Genomic DNA, 12,339 nt, shown 5'->3' with positions numbered 1-12,339 from the left:
CGAGGGTAGGGCTCTTCGATGGCGCGGAGGAAGTCACATGGCGCTGGGGATGCATGACGTTACAGACGGCGGGAAACCAGTTTTGCCCTTGATGACCGGGAATGTGGTGCGCCAGCCCCGCACCATTTGCGGCGACTTTCACATGCGGATCGCCCGCGACGGCACCTGGTACTACCAGGGCAGCCCGATCGGCCGGAAGGAGCTGGTCTGCCTCTTCGCCTCCGTGCTGAAGCGGGAGGCGGATGGCAGCTACTGGCTTGAAACCCCTGTCGAACGCGGCCGGATCGAGGTGGAGGACGCGCCCTTCGTGGCGGTGGAGCTGAACTGGGGCCATTGCTGCGGCGAAGGCGCCTGCGACGCCGGGGACCGCAAGCGTGCCGCCCGGCAGTGCCTCACCTTCCGGACCAATATCGGCGAGTTGGTGAGCGCCGACGAGAACCATCCGATCCGGGTGGAGATCGACCCCATCACCCGTGAACCCCGCCCTTATGTCACGGTCCGCCCCGGGCTGGAGGCCCGGATCAGCCGCCCCGTGTTTTACGAGCTCGTCGCCCTCGCCCAGCCCGAGACGGTGGATGGGCGCGAGGTGATGGGTGTCTGGAGCCAGGGCGTGTTCTTCATCATCGACGACAGCCCCGCCGAGGATGATGATCCCGTCGAGGAATTCGACGACGAGCTGGCGTGACCGACAGCCTTCCGGCGTTTCTCCCGCCCTCCCTCGGCCCTGCCGAGGTGGAGGAGCGCCTCGCCGACCCCAAACGCCTCGCCCGCGCCGCGGCGGATGTGCAGCCCCCGGAAGGCGCCCGCCGCTCCGCCGTGCTGGTGCCGATCCTGCTGCATGAGGCGCCGGGCATCCTGCTCACGCTCCGTGCCGCCACGCTGTCCGCCCATGCCGGTCAGGTCGCCTTCCCCGGGGGCCGGATCGAGCCCGGCGAAACCCCGGAGTCCGCCGCCCTGCGCGAGGCGGCGGAAGAGGTTGGCCTCGACCCCCGCCTGCCCCGCATCGCCGGCCGCCTGCCCGCCATGGTCACCGGCACTGGCTTCCATGTGATCCCCGTGGTGGCCCTGCTGGACCCCCCCGTCACCCTCACCCCCGCGCCCGCCGAGGTGGCGGAGGTGTTCGAGTACCCGCTGGCCCGGCTGCTGGACCCCGCCGCACCCGAAAGGCGCAGCGGCGTGTTCGGCGGGCGGAACCGCGAGTACTGGCAATGGCCGCACGAAACCCAGACCATCTGGGGCGCCACTGCCGCGATGCTGCGGAGCCTGGCCCTGGCGCTGCGGGACTGATCCGCCAGGCGCTGGCTGCCCCAGAGGCACCCGCCGGAGCAAGCTCGCCCCGGAAGCTGCCAGCCCTACCCGGGAGCAGCGCTTGCCCGGCAGAGCAACAAACCACTCCGCAGATTTGAACGGACGGCCGCGCAGGCGCCGCTATCCACCACCAGCCCGAAGGCGCCGGGGTCGGCGGCCCGTTCCGGCTGGGTCGGGTCCATCAGCAGCAGGATGGGCCGCCCGGAATGCAGGAGCCTGCGTGTTTCCTCCCATTGGCGGGTTCCGGGGGTGAGGCCCACGAGCCCGACATAGACCGGGTCCTTCCCTCGAAGCAGGGGCAGGACGAAGGCCATGGGATGGTTCGTGGTGGCCACCACGGCGTTGTCGGGCAGGACTGGCGCCTCCAACTCCACCACGCGCTGGCCGTACTGGCGCAGGCGGCCCCAGTTCTGCTTCTCCGAAACCGCCGTGACGAGCACGGCGAGGCCAAGGAAGGCGGGCAGGAAGTGCCGCCAGCGCGCCTGGCCCAGGGCCATGGCGGTGGCGAGCAGGACCAGGCCGGTAAGGGCTTCCAGCACCAGGATGTAGCGCAGGATGGAGAACTGGGCCTCCCAGAGCGCGAAGGCGATGGTGGCGAAGGCCAGGAGCAGCACGGTGCCGGGCGGAAGCCACCAGGGGCGGCGCGACAGCCAGGCCCAGGCGGCGCGCAGCAGGACAGCCAGCACCGCCAGCCAGGCCAGGGCGAAGCGCGGATCGGCCACGCCGGTCTCGGCCACCACGAAGGGGCGGCCGCGCAGCCAGAAGAAGGGATAGGCCATCGCTTCCAGCGCGCTGCGGGGAAGGAAGCGCCTGTCCTCGCCGGACTCGAGGGGTGCCCAGGGCGACTGGAAGATGTGGTTCATCAGCGGGTGGACCGGGTTGCCGAAGCGCTGCCACATGGCCCAGCCCCACCAGCCCCAGCCCGCCGCGAAGGCGATGGCCCAGCCCAGGCAGAAGCACAGGCCACCCGCCAGGGCGTTTCGCCAGCCCATGCCGGCCGAGAAGGCCGCGGCGACCAGGGCAAGGGTGAGGGCGGGGGCGAAGAGGGCCGCGGTCAGCTTCAGCGCGGCGGCGAAGCCCAGGCAGAGCCCCGCCAGCAGGGCAAAGCCCGCCCAGCGCCCTGGGCGGGGCGGGGTTTCCAGCGCACGGAAGGGGCCGAGAAGGCCACCGGCGACCAGCACCGCGATGGGAATGTCCCCATAGGTGGTCCCGATTTCCGACCAGACCGTGCTGCCGGACATTCCGAACAGCATGGCGATGCCGGCCGCGGCGGCCGGGTTTGTTGGAAGCGGCTCCCCGCCATGGGCCAGGCCGCGCAGGAAGCTGGCGCAAAGCTCGAAGACGAGGAAGGCGAGCAGCCCGAAGGGCAACCCGGCAAGGAAGGCCACCAGCCGCGGCCATTCCGGCAGCCAGGACACGGCCAGGAGATAATAGGGAAGGTCGATCAGCGGATTGAAGCCGCTCTGGATCCCCGCGGGCATGAGGTCGGTGCCCAGCCGCCCCTCCAGCAGGGCGAAGGGCGCGTAGAGATGATAATTCAGCAGGTCCCAGTTCCGGTCCTGCCCGCGCAGGACGGAGGCGATGCCCGCGACCGCCAGGCAGAGAAGGAGCCGCGTTGCGGGGTGGCGGAGCGTCGCGGTCCTGGGGATGGGTGTCATGCTCGGCTGTCTTGCGGGGCGCGCCGTCTTCGTCGGGGAGGGGAGGGTGGTCAAGCCATCCCGCCCTGCCGCCACGGCATTGGTCGCCCCTACCGGCGGGGCCATGCCGGCGGCATATAGGCCGGGCATGCCCTATCTCATCGAGGCGGTCCTCTTCCTCTCGCCCTTCGCCCTCTACGCGCTCTGGCTGCGCCTGAATCCCGGCCGGGCGGTGGCGGCGCATCTGATCGCGCTGGCCCTGCTGGGGCTGGTGATCGCGATCGGCGGGGCGGTCTGGTACGGGCTTGCGCGCGGGATGGACCCCAAGGCGGCCTATGTGCCGCCACGCGTGACGGCGGATGGGATCGTGCCCGGCCATGTGGAACCCTCCCGCCGGCCTGGCGCCTGGCCGCCGGCACCGCTGCCCGCCCCGCCCCCGCCGCATCAGGGGGCACAACCCCGGTGAACGATCCCCCCATTGCCCGGATCGCCCCGCCCGCCTTCCTGGCCGATCCGGCGCCGGCCGCCGTGCTGGCCACCCTGCCCGGCGCGCGCGCGGTCGGTGGCGCGGTGCGGGATGCGCTGGCCTGCCGGCCCGTGGCCGATGTGGATGTGGCCGCGCCCTTTCCGCCCGGGGAGATTGCGGCCCGCTTGACCGCCGCCGGGCTGCGCGTGCATGAAACCGGGCTCTCCCATGGCACGGTCACCGCCGTGCTGCATGGTCAGCCCGTGGAGGTGACCAGCCTGCGGCGGGACCTGGTGACGGATGGTCGCCACGCCCTGGTCGAATGGACCACCGACTGGCGGGAGGATGCCGCCCGGCGGGATTTCACCATCAATGCCCTCTCGCTCTCGGCCGAGGGCGATCTCTGGGACTATTTCGGCGGGCTGGCGGATCTGGAGGCGGGGCGGGTGCGCTTCGTGGGCGACCCGGCAACGCGTCTGGTGGAGGACCACCTCCGCGCCCTCCGCTATTTCCGCTTCCAGGCCCGCTACGGGCGCGGGGAGCCCGATCCGGCGGCGGTGGCGGCCGTCCGGGATGCGGTCGGGCATCTCTCCCGGCTTTCGGTCGAGCGGGTGTGGATGGAGATCAAGCGCCTCCTGGCCGCCCCTGAACCATCCGGCGCGGTGGCGCTGATGCAGGAGACGGGGGTGCTGCCGGCCATCCTCGGGCCGGACTCCCTCGGCGCCGCGAAGCATTTGCGGGCGCTGGCGGAGATCGGCGCGCCGGCGGACCCGATGCTGCGCTTCGACGCGCTGCTCACCCATGGCACGGCCGAGGCCGCGCGGCGGCTCAAGGCCTCGAACGAGGAGGTGCAGCGCCTGGTCGCCCGCTACCGCGCGGGGCATGACATCCTGCCTATCCAGCCCGAGATCGCGGCGGGCGGGCCGGATGACGACGCGCTGCGCCGCCTGCTGGCGGACCAGCCGGCGGAGCGGCTGCTGGATGCGGCCTGGCTGCGCCAGGGGGTGAACCGCGCCTGGGGCTGGCAGGGGCCGGATGACGCGGCGTGGGAGCGCTTCCGCGCCCGGATCGCCGCCATGCCGGTGCCGGTCTTCCCCCTGCAGGGCCGGGATGCCATCGCCCTGGGCGTGAAGCCCGGGCCGGAGATGGGGCGGCTTCTGGCGGAGACGCGCCGCTGGTGGCTGGAGGGCGGCTGCACGGCCGATGCGGAGGCCTGCCGTTCCCGATTGGCAGAGTTGATGAGGGACATTCACGGGAAGATGCTTCCCGGCGATCAACCCGGCGGGTTACGGGTTGGTCATACCTGAATCGGAGACTCCGCCTTGTCCAACCTCGCTGTCTGGGCGCCCCGCGTGCTCTCCGTGCTGCGCATCGTCGCGGCTCTGATCTTCCTCCTGCACGGCACGCAGAAGCTCTTCGGCTTCCCGGCCCCGCCCGCCTCCGGCCTGCCGCCGGCGATGTCGCTGTTCTGGATCGGCGCGATCCTGGAACTGGTGGGCGGCCTGCTTCTCATGATCGGCGCCTTCACCCGGCCGGTGGCCTTCATCCTCTCGGGCGAGATGGCCGTGGCCTACTGGATGTTCCACGCGCCGCGGAACCTCTACCCCACCCTGAACGGGGGAGACGCCTCGATCCTCTACTGCTTCGTCTTCCTCTACCTTGTCTTCGCCGGCCCGGGCCCCTGGAGCGTGGACGCGGCCCGCAACAAGGCCTGACGGCGGGGCCGGGGAGGGCCCCTTTCCCTCCCCGGCCAGGCGTTGCCCCTGGCCATGGGCGGAGGGTGGGAGTAACCGCCCGCGCATGGCCTCCTCCTCCAGGGCTCGTCGCCTTGATCCCGACACCACCCGCGCCCTCGTCGCCCGCCTCTGGCGCGAGGAGGTGCGGCACCATCCTCGCCGTATCCTTCTCGCCCTTCTCTGCACCGGTCTCGTCGCCGGGCTCACCGCCCTCTATCCGGTGGTGATCCAGCAGGCCTTCGATCTCTTCGCGGCAAATGACGGGCGCATCGTCTGGGCCATCCCGCCGGCCATCATTCTCCTCACTGCGGCCAAGGCGCTGGCGCAATACGGCCAGGCCGTCTCCATCCAGTCCACCGTGCTGCGCGTGATCGAGGGGCTGCAGAACCGGCTGTTCCGCGCCCTGACCCGCGCCGATTTCGCGATGGTGTCCAGGGATGCCCCGGCCCGCCACGCCGCGCGCTTCACCGCCGATGCGGCCGCCATCCGGGAGGCGCTGACCAAGGCCATCAACGCCATCGCCGATGTGCTGACGGTGGTGGGACTCGTCGCCTCCATGGTCTGGCTGGACTGGCAGATGTCGCTGGTGGCGGCGCTGCTCTATCCGGTGGCGGTGGTGCCCATCCTGCGCCTGGGCAAGCGCATCCGCCGCGCTTCGGGCGGGATGCAGGAACGGGTCGGCGAGGCTGCGGCCTCCCTGACCGAGAGCTTCGCGGCGGCCCGCGTGGTCCGCTCCTACCGGCTGGAGGAGGCGGAGGAGGGCCGCGCCGCGCGCCTTTTCGCCAATCTGCGCGCCAGCCTTCTCTCCATCGCCCGCACCCGTGCCAGCCTGGACCCGATGCTGGAGGCGATCGGCGGCGTGGCCGTGGCCGCCATCCTCGCCATCGTCGGCTGGCGCGTCTCCCAGGGGGAGGGGACGGTGGGCGAGTTCACGGGCTTCGTTGCCGCGCTGCTCATCGCCGCCCGCCCCGTGCGCGCCCTGGGCAGCCTGAACGCCGCGCTGCAGGAAGGGCTGGCGGGGCTGGCCCGCGTGAACGCGGTGATCGACGCGCCGCGCCACATCGCCAGCCCGCCCGGCGCGCCTGCCCTGCCCGCGGGCGAGGGACGCGTGGCCTTCGAGGATGTCCATTTCTCCTATGAGGAGGACCGCAGCGCCCTGCATGGCGTGAGCTTCGTCGCCGAGCCCGGCCGCACCCTCGCCCTGGTCGGGCCCTCCGGCGCGGGCAAGTCCACCGCGCTGGCCCTGGTGCCGCGCCTCTATGACGCGACCTCCGGCCGGGTGACGCTGGATGGGGTGGATGTGCGGAGCGTTTCCCTGGAATCGCTGCGCGACGCCATCGCCTATGTCGGCCAGGACGCGACGGTGTTCGACGACACCGCCTTCGCCAACATCGCCTGCGGCCGCCCCGGCGCCACGCGGCAGCAGGTGGAGGAGGCCGCCCGGGCCGCCGCCGCACATGCGTTCATCACCGCCCTGCCGCAGGGCTACGACACCGTGCTTGGCCCCGGTGGCGCCAGGCTTTCCGGAGGGCAGCGGCAGCGCATCTCCCTCGCCCGCGCGCTGCTGCGGAACCCGCGCGTGCTCCTGCTGGATGAGGCGACGAGCGCGCTGGACACGGCGAGCGAAGCCGCGGTGCAGACGGCCCTGGCGACGCTGCGCGCCGGCCGCACCACGCTGGTGGTGGCGCATCGCCTTTCCACCGTGCGGGACGCCGATCTGATCGTGGTGATGGATGCCGGCCGCGTGGCCGAATCCGGCACGCATGAGGCACTTCTGGAGCGTGGCGGGCTGTATTCCGGGCTGGTGCGGGCGCAGGCCTTCGCGGCGGCCTGAGCCGCGCTACCCGGCCCGGCGGTGAAAGCGGGTTTCCATGCCGCGGCGCCGGCCCTCCTGGTAGTCGGGCTCCAGCTCCGCGGGCCCATAGAACAGGGGCGGGCGCCCGGCTTCAGCGTCCAGATAACCGGCCCGCCAGGCCAGCGCCTGGGGGCTTGGCCGGTGCGGAAGGTCATCCGGCACCACGGGCTGGTCCAGCACGCGGTGGACCTCCTTCTCGATCGCCAGAGCGATGCGAACCATGGCGTGCACATCCTCCTCCGCCGCCGTCTCGTTCCGGGGATTGGCCAGCCAGGCGGCCATGAGCTGCGTGGCGGCCTGGGCCAGCTGGGAGGCCCTCCGTACCGGGCGGGAGCCGGTGGGAAGGCCTTCCCCTCCGGCTGCGGGGCTGGAGGGCAGGGTGAACCAGCGGATATCGGCCGAATTCATCCGCGGCGCTCCTTTCATTGCGCGCCGCGGCTGGGCTGGCCGGTCGGCGTGAGCTGAGGAGCCCCTTTTGGGCATGAAGCCGGCGGCGCTCCGCCAGGTCGGCGCGCGATCTGGCGCGGTTCGAATCTTTGCGCGCAAGTTGTTAGAATAATATCACAAATGAAACAAGCAGGGTGCCTTCCCGGGTCTTGTGCCCGGCCTCGCCTTTCCTGCCGCATGGCGCATAAAGGCATCCGGGATTCGAGGGATGCAGCGATGCACGGGCGCGCCGTCATCATCCGGGCCGCGGCGCTGCGGCCCCGGCCCTGGCCGAACGGCCTGGGCACAACCCGCGACGTGGCGGAGGGAGAGGGCTGGCTGATCAGCATCGCCGATCTCGGGGGCGAGGCGGCCTTCTCCCATTTCGGGGGGACCGACCGGGTTTTCACCCTCATCGGGGGCGCTGGCGCGACCTTGACCCTGGACGGGGAAACGCAGATCCCGTGCCGCCCCTTCGTACCGGCCTGCTTTCCCGGCGACCGGCCGGCGCATTACCGGCCTGGTGGCGGCCCGGCCCGCGCCTTCAATGTCTTCGCCGAAAGGGCGCGCTGCGCCCCATGGGTGGCGGTTCAGTCGGTCGCGGCCGGGCATGGGCTGGAAGTGGCGGAGGCGACGACGGCGGTGCACTGCGCCGAAGGGGTGCTGGAGGCCGGGGATGCGCGGCTGGAGGCCGGGGACACGATCCTTCACCCCGGGGCCACCCGGTTCCGGGCCGCTGGAGGGGCCGCGCTGGCTATCCTCGTGGCGCTGCGGCCCGCATCGCAGGGCGGGTAAGCCCTGCCCGGGGGCCGGTTGCCGCGGCGCTATTCCCGCCGCAGCACCCCATCCACCAGCCGGTCCGCCCAGGGGCGGCTCTGGAAGGCAGCGCGCAGCCCTGCCTCGTCATATTCGTCCCGAACCCAGTCCAGGAAGGGCATCCGCCCCTCGGCCTGGCGCGCATAGAGGCGGAAGAAGGCGTCCAGGATCCCGGTGCGGGAGGCGCTTACATGGCCATGGCGCCAATGCAGCTGGTTCAGTGCCTCCGCGCTCGTCCCGCCTTCCAGCAGCAGCAGGATGCCCGCCGCCAGCCCCGTGCGGTCCGCCCCGGACTTGCAGTGGAGCAGGGCGGGTTCGGCCATCTCCCGGAAGATCCCGGCCAAGCGGAGAATCCGGTCCCGGTGTGGGGCGCCGCGGCTCTCGAAAGGGGCGTCGATGTGATCGAGCCCGAGGCGCTGCGCCTCGGCCCGGGACAGGGCATCGGAACCACAATCGGCGCGCTGGCCGCGGAGGTTGATGACCGTCCTCAGCCCGAAGCGCCCGGCCGCATGGCGCAGCTGCCAGGGGGAGGGGTGGTTGGAACGATAGATCCGCCCCGGCACCACCACGCCCCAGTTCCGCCAGCCCTGGCGAAGGATGGCGTGGTCCACGAAAAGGCTGTTCACCAGGGCGGACCGGCGTCCGGCGGGGGTCGTCAGGTCCTGCGGCATGGCGGGGGAGATAGGGTGGGGAGGGGGGAAAGGGCAACGGCGTGGGAAACATCCCTTCCCGCCGTGGCGTTAAGCCCCCTCTAGTGAAGAGGAGGCCCGCCAATGTCCAAAGCCCATTTGCCCCCCGTTCCGCCCGAGAACCAGGCCCCGCATGGGGGCGGCAACACCCCGGGCCAGGGTGACGTGAACCCGAAGGAGGCCAAGAACACCGCGGCCAACCGGGGCAAGTATGATCCGGGCCAGCAGGGCATCACCGGCGGAACCGGGATCAACACCCACCACCAGGGCTACCAGCAGGATCGTTGAACCATGGTCAAGGGAACCGAGGAGAAGAGCCGCTCCGGCGGCGGGCCCGGTAGCAGCCACCAGGGCGGCAGCCATGGCGAGGCGCATCGGGAAAAGGGCAAGACGGCGCCCGGCCCGGCCACCAACAGCAGCAAGAGCCAGGTTTCGGGCGGCGGTGGCGAGCGGGACAGCCATCACACCCATGACCCGGAGCTGAAGGGCGACCGCACGGGTTATTAAGGCCCATTGGGGCCAACAGGTCCGGAAGGGGCCGGGGCGGATGATCCGCCCCGGCCCTTTTTCATCGGGCTATCCCAGGCGTGGCCCTTGTCAGGCCGCGCGGGTCAGTCCGCGCGCGCCCCGCTGATCTTCACGGCTTCCTGCCACATCGGCCGTTCCTTCCGGCCGCGCTCCGCCGCCTCCTCCGGGGTGGAGGAGATGGCCTTTGCGCCGATCTGCTGGAAGCGGTTCTTCACCGTTTCATCCTCGGCCACGGCCCGCATCGCGGCGTTCATGCGGTCGATGATCGGGCGCGGCGTGCCGGCGGGGGCGACGAAGGCCGCCCAGGAGGTGACGACGAAGTCGGGGATGCCCGCCTCCGCCATGGTCGGCACGTCCGGCATGGTCGGCACGCGCTCCGCGCTCGTCACGGCCAGGGCGCGCATGCGGCCCTCCTGGATGACGGGCACGTAGGAGGAGAGGTTGTCGAGCGCGAAGGTCACGTCGCCCGACAGCATGGCCGGGATGGTCTGCGCCGCGCCACGGAAGGGCACATGATCTGCCTGCAGTCCGGTCCGGGACGCGAAGAGCGCGCCCGACAGATGCGGCGTGGTGCCCACGCCCGGGCTGCCAAAGCTCAGGCCGCCCTGCTTCTGCTTCGCCCAGGTGACGAAATCCGAGAGCGTCCGGGACGGGACATGCTGGCTGCTGACGACCAGGGCGTTCGGCAGCTCCCAGGTCAGGGCGACGGGAACGAGGTCCTTGTCGATGTCCCAGGGCATGCGGGAATAGAGATACTGGTTGATCGAGAAATGCCCGATCGTGGCCGAGCCGAAGGTGTAGCCATCGGGCGCCGCCTTCGCCACGGCGTCGATGCCGATATTCCCGCCCGCGCCCGCCCGGTTCTCGATCACGAAGTTCTGCCCCAGCCTGGCCTGGAGGCGCTCCGCGATGATACGGGTGAGCACATCGGTCGAGCCCGCCGGCGGGTAGGGGACAATGATCCGCACCGGGCGGCTCGGCCATTCGGACTGGGCATGGGCCGGGCGGATGAAAGGCAGGGCGAGCCCTGCGCCGAGCAGGGGGCGGCGAGCGATCATGACGCTTCCTGAGCTGTTGTCGTTCCGTCCAGCCTAACCGGTCCTGCCTCCCCCCGGCCAGGGGCCAGAACCATGCGTCACGGCCAGCGCACCTCGGGCGGCATGGACATGAGGATGGCCTCCACATTGCCCCCGGTGCGCAGGCCGAAGAGCGTGCCGCGGTCATGGAGGAGGTTGAACTCCACGTAGCGGCCCCGGCGGATCAGCTGCTGCTCGCGCTGGGCCTCGGTCCAGGGCTCGTGCATCCGGGCGCGGATGATGGCGGGATAGGCCGCCAGGAAGGCCTCCCCCACGTCCCGGGTGAAGGCAAAGTGATCGGGCAGGCGCGATTCATCCGGATCGTCGCGGCCCAGCCAGTCATAGAAGATGCCGCCCAGTCCCCGGGGCTCGTTGCGGTGGGGCAGGAAGAAGTATTCGTCGCACCATTTCTTGAAGCGCGGATAGTAACCTGGGTCATGCTTCTCGCAGGCGGCCCGGAAGGCGGCGTGGAAGCCGGCGGCATCGGCCTGGGACTCCGGCGAATCGGGGAACATGGGCGTGAGGTCCCCCCCGCCGCCGAACCAGCTGCGGCGGGTGGTGATGAAGCGCGTGTTCAGATGCGCCGCCGGCACGAGGGGGGAGCGCATATGCGCCACCAGCGAGACGCCGGTGGCCAGGAAGCGCGGATCCTCCTCCGCCCCCGGGATCTGCTTGCGGAATTCCGGGCTGAACTCGCCCCAGACGGTGGAGACGTTCACTCCCACCTTCTCGAACACCCGGCCCTTCATGACCGACATCACGCCGCCCCCGCCCTCCGGGCGTTCCCAGGGGGTGCGGATGAAGCGGCCCGGGGGCAGGGCGGCATGGGGGCCCGTGGTGCCCTCGTCCTCGATGACCTCGAAAGCCCCGCAGAGGCGATCCCGCAGCCCTTCGAACCACGCCCGGGCGGGTGCCGCGAACGGATGATGGCCGGGGTGGGAGCGGTCCTCGGGCAGGCCCGAGGCTTGGCAATGTGTCATTCGTGCCCATTGGTATGTTGCGGCGCGGGGGGGCGCCGTTGCCACCCCAGGTCCCACGCCGTTATATGGCGCCATCACCGGCTTGGCACCGCGCCCGCGTGCGCCCGGCCCATGCCCCGCCTGTCCGGCGCCCGCCGGCCCCGTGGGGAAGGATGCAACGGCCTCACCTGGCGCCCCCAATCGGCGGCGGGAAAGGGGACGGAGAACAGGACGAGCGATCGAATGGCCGATGTGCTGGCTAACCTGCCGAAGACGAGCCCCTCTGGACCCGGGCCGGGCCATGTCGACCCGGCCCATGGGGAAGGGCCGGTCCGCCGCGACTTCCTGAAACTGGCTGCGGGCTCCTTCGCAGCCGTGGGCACCGTGGTGATGGCTTGGCCCTTTATCCACTCCATGAATCCCAGCCAGGACGTGCTGGCGCTGGCGAGCACAGAGGTGGACCTGACCCCGATCGCCGAGGGTCAGGCTGTGACGGTGATGTGGCGCGGCAAGCCGGTCTTCGTGCGCCGCCGCACGCCGCAGGAGATCCAGGAGGCCCGCTCGGTGCCCGTGAGCGAGCTGCGTGACCCGGCTACCGACCAGTCCCGCGTGAAGGCGGGCAAGGAGCAGTGGCTGGTCGTGCTGGGCGTCTGCACCCATCTGGGCTGCGTGCCGCTGGGTCAGAAGCCCACGGATGCGCGCGGCGATTACGGCGGCTGGTTCTGCCCCTGCCATGGCAGCCACTACGATACGGCTGGCCGTATCCGCCGCGGACCCGCGCCGACGAACCTCGCGATCCCCGATTATTCCTTTACCTCCGACACCCGCATCCGGGTCGGCTGA

The 12,339-nt window shown here is 71.2% G+C and carries 15 protein-coding genes; 10 read left to right on the top strand and 5 right to left on the bottom strand.

Translation table 11 applies throughout. The annotated features are described in order from the left end of the window. The first annotated feature begins 91 nt into the window (after positions 1-91). Together J8J14_RS01345 and J8J14_RS01340 are read left to right on the top strand one after the other, a co-directional pair. A complete protein-coding gene (locus J8J14_RS01345) occupies positions 92-685 on the top strand; it encodes a DUF1285 domain-containing protein (protein WP_245215285.1) in 594 nt (197 codons plus the stop codon). Then, positions 682-1,287: a CoA pyrophosphatase gene (locus tag J8J14_RS01340; RefSeq protein WP_209377603.1), complete on the top strand. Its 606-nt coding sequence runs from the start codon at positions 682-684 to the stop codon at positions 1,285-1,287. The genes J8J14_RS01345 and J8J14_RS01340 overlap by 4 nt, the downstream gene beginning before the upstream one ends. Before the next feature lie 65 nt (positions 1,288-1,352). Here the strand turns inward: J8J14_RS01340 and J8J14_RS01335 are convergent, their stop codons facing one another. Further along, positions 1,353-2,966: a hypothetical protein gene (locus J8J14_RS01335; RefSeq protein ID WP_209377602.1), complete on the bottom strand. Its 1,614-nt coding sequence runs from the start codon at positions 2,964-2,966 to the stop codon at positions 1,353-1,355. On the opposite strand from J8J14_RS01335, the gene J8J14_RS01330 reads away from it, so the two are divergent. From J8J14_RS01330 to J8J14_RS01315, 4 genes are all read left to right on the top strand, one after another. Beyond that, a complete protein-coding gene (locus tag J8J14_RS01330; RefSeq protein WP_209377601.1) occupies positions 2,965-3,411 on the top strand; it encodes a hypothetical protein in 447 nt (148 codons plus the stop codon). The two genes, J8J14_RS01335 and J8J14_RS01330, sit on opposite strands and share 2 nt — an antisense overlap. Continuing rightward, positions 3,408-4,718 carry a CCA tRNA nucleotidyltransferase gene (locus tag J8J14_RS01325; protein WP_209377600.1) on the top strand — a complete coding sequence of 437 codons (1,311 nt, stop codon included), beginning with the start codon at positions 3,408-3,410 and terminating at the stop codon, positions 4,716-4,718. Before J8J14_RS01330 ends, J8J14_RS01325 begins: the two co-directional genes overlap by 4 nt. 15 nt (positions 4,719-4,733) lie before the next feature. Further along, positions 4,734-5,126: a DoxX family protein gene (locus J8J14_RS01320; RefSeq protein ID WP_245215233.1), complete on the top strand. Its 393-nt coding sequence runs from the start codon at positions 4,734-4,736 to the stop codon at positions 5,124-5,126. A gap of 85 nt (positions 5,127-5,211) precedes the next feature. Next, entirely contained in the window at positions 5,212-6,981 is a 1,770-nt protein-coding gene (locus tag J8J14_RS01315) for an ABC transporter ATP-binding protein (RefSeq protein ID WP_209377599.1), read from the top strand. A 6-nt stretch (positions 6,982-6,987) separates the two neighbouring features. Here J8J14_RS01315 and J8J14_RS01310 read toward each other — a convergent pair whose 3' ends face one another. Next, complete coding sequence (locus J8J14_RS01310) at positions 6,988-7,410, bottom strand: hypothetical protein (protein WP_209377598.1); 423 nt, start codon at positions 7,408-7,410, stop codon at positions 6,988-6,990. A 255-nt stretch (positions 7,411-7,665) separates the two neighbouring features. Here J8J14_RS01310 and J8J14_RS01305 point away from each other — a divergent pair, with 255 nt between their 5' ends. Then, entirely contained in the window at positions 7,666-8,223 is a 558-nt protein-coding gene (locus tag J8J14_RS01305) for a HutD/Ves family protein (RefSeq protein WP_209377597.1), read from the top strand. 29 nt (positions 8,224-8,252) lie between these two features. Here the strand turns inward: J8J14_RS01305 and J8J14_RS01300 are convergent, their stop codons facing one another. Next, positions 8,253-8,915 (bottom strand): tyrosine-protein phosphatase, encoded by a 663-nt coding sequence (locus J8J14_RS01300; protein WP_209377596.1) that lies wholly within the window; start codon positions 8,913-8,915, stop codon positions 8,253-8,255. 102 nt (positions 8,916-9,017) lie between these two features. On the opposite strand from J8J14_RS01300, the gene J8J14_RS01295 reads away from it, so the two are divergent. After that, complete coding sequence (locus J8J14_RS01295; protein ID WP_209377595.1) at positions 9,018-9,221, top strand: hypothetical protein; 204 nt, start codon at positions 9,018-9,020, stop codon at positions 9,219-9,221. Positions 9,222-9,224: 3 nt separating this feature from the next. After that, the gene (locus J8J14_RS01290; RefSeq protein ID WP_209377594.1) at positions 9,225-9,440 is read left to right on the top strand and encodes a hypothetical protein; all 216 of its coding nucleotides are present in this window, start codon (positions 9,225-9,227) and stop codon (positions 9,438-9,440) included. 104 nt (positions 9,441-9,544) lie between these two features. Here J8J14_RS01290 and J8J14_RS01285 read toward each other — a convergent pair whose 3' ends face one another. After that, positions 9,545-10,519, bottom strand: coding sequence for a Bug family tripartite tricarboxylate transporter substrate binding protein (locus J8J14_RS01285; RefSeq protein ID WP_209377593.1), 975 nt, complete (start codon positions 10,517-10,519; stop codon positions 9,545-9,547). Positions 10,520-10,596: 77 nt separating this feature from the next. Further along, positions 10,597-11,517 (bottom strand): oxygen-dependent coproporphyrinogen oxidase, encoded by a 921-nt coding sequence (hemF, locus tag J8J14_RS01280; RefSeq protein WP_209377592.1) that lies wholly within the window; start codon positions 11,515-11,517, stop codon positions 10,597-10,599. A 222-nt stretch (positions 11,518-11,739) separates the two neighbouring features. Between hemF and petA the strand changes: the two genes are divergently transcribed. Beyond that, positions 11,740-12,339, top strand: coding sequence for a ubiquinol-cytochrome c reductase iron-sulfur subunit (gene petA, locus J8J14_RS01275; protein ID WP_209377591.1), 600 nt, complete (start codon positions 11,740-11,742; stop codon positions 12,337-12,339).

Origin of the sequence: Pararoseomonas baculiformis, assembly GCF_017813395.1 — a bacterium.
Taxonomy (GTDB): Bacteria; Pseudomonadota; Alphaproteobacteria; order Acetobacterales; family Acetobacteraceae; genus Roseomonas; species Roseomonas baculiformis.
This window is presented reverse-complemented; position numbering and strand designations above follow the sequence as displayed.

Coding starts and splice junctions, on each gene's coding strand:
- J8J14_RS01345 (WP_245215285.1), top strand. CDS start 92: ATGACCGGGAATGTGGTGCGCCAGCCCCGCACCATTTGCGGCGACTTT.
- J8J14_RS01330 (WP_209377601.1), top strand. CDS start 2,965: ATGCTCGGCTGTCTTGCGGGGCGCGCCGTCTTCGTCGGGGAGGGGAGG.
- J8J14_RS01335 (WP_209377602.1), bottom strand. CDS start 2,966: ATGACACCCATCCCCAGGACCGCGACGCTCCGCCACCCCGCAACGCGG.
- J8J14_RS01315 (WP_209377599.1), top strand. CDS start 5,212: ATGGCCTCCTCCTCCAGGGCTCGTCGCCTTGATCCCGACACCACCCGC.
- J8J14_RS01310 (WP_209377598.1), bottom strand. CDS start 7,410: ATGAATTCGGCCGATATCCGCTGGTTCACCCTGCCCTCCAGCCCCGCA.
- J8J14_RS01305 (WP_209377597.1), top strand. CDS start 7,666: ATGCACGGGCGCGCCGTCATCATCCGGGCCGCGGCGCTGCGGCCCCGG.
- J8J14_RS01300 (WP_209377596.1), bottom strand. CDS start 8,915: ATGCCGCAGGACCTGACGACCCCCGCCGGACGCCGGTCCGCCCTGGTG.
- J8J14_RS01295 (WP_209377595.1), top strand. CDS start 9,018: ATGTCCAAAGCCCATTTGCCCCCCGTTCCGCCCGAGAACCAGGCCCCG.
- J8J14_RS01290 (WP_209377594.1), top strand. CDS start 9,225: ATGGTCAAGGGAACCGAGGAGAAGAGCCGCTCCGGCGGCGGGCCCGGT.
- J8J14_RS01285 (WP_209377593.1), bottom strand. CDS start 10,519: ATGATCGCTCGCCGCCCCCTGCTCGGCGCAGGGCTCGCCCTGCCTTTC.
- hemF (WP_209377592.1), bottom strand. CDS start 11,517: ATGACACATTGCCAAGCCTCGGGCCTGCCCGAGGACCGCTCCCACCCC.
- petA (WP_209377591.1), top strand. CDS start 11,740: ATGGCCGATGTGCTGGCTAACCTGCCGAAGACGAGCCCCTCTGGACCC.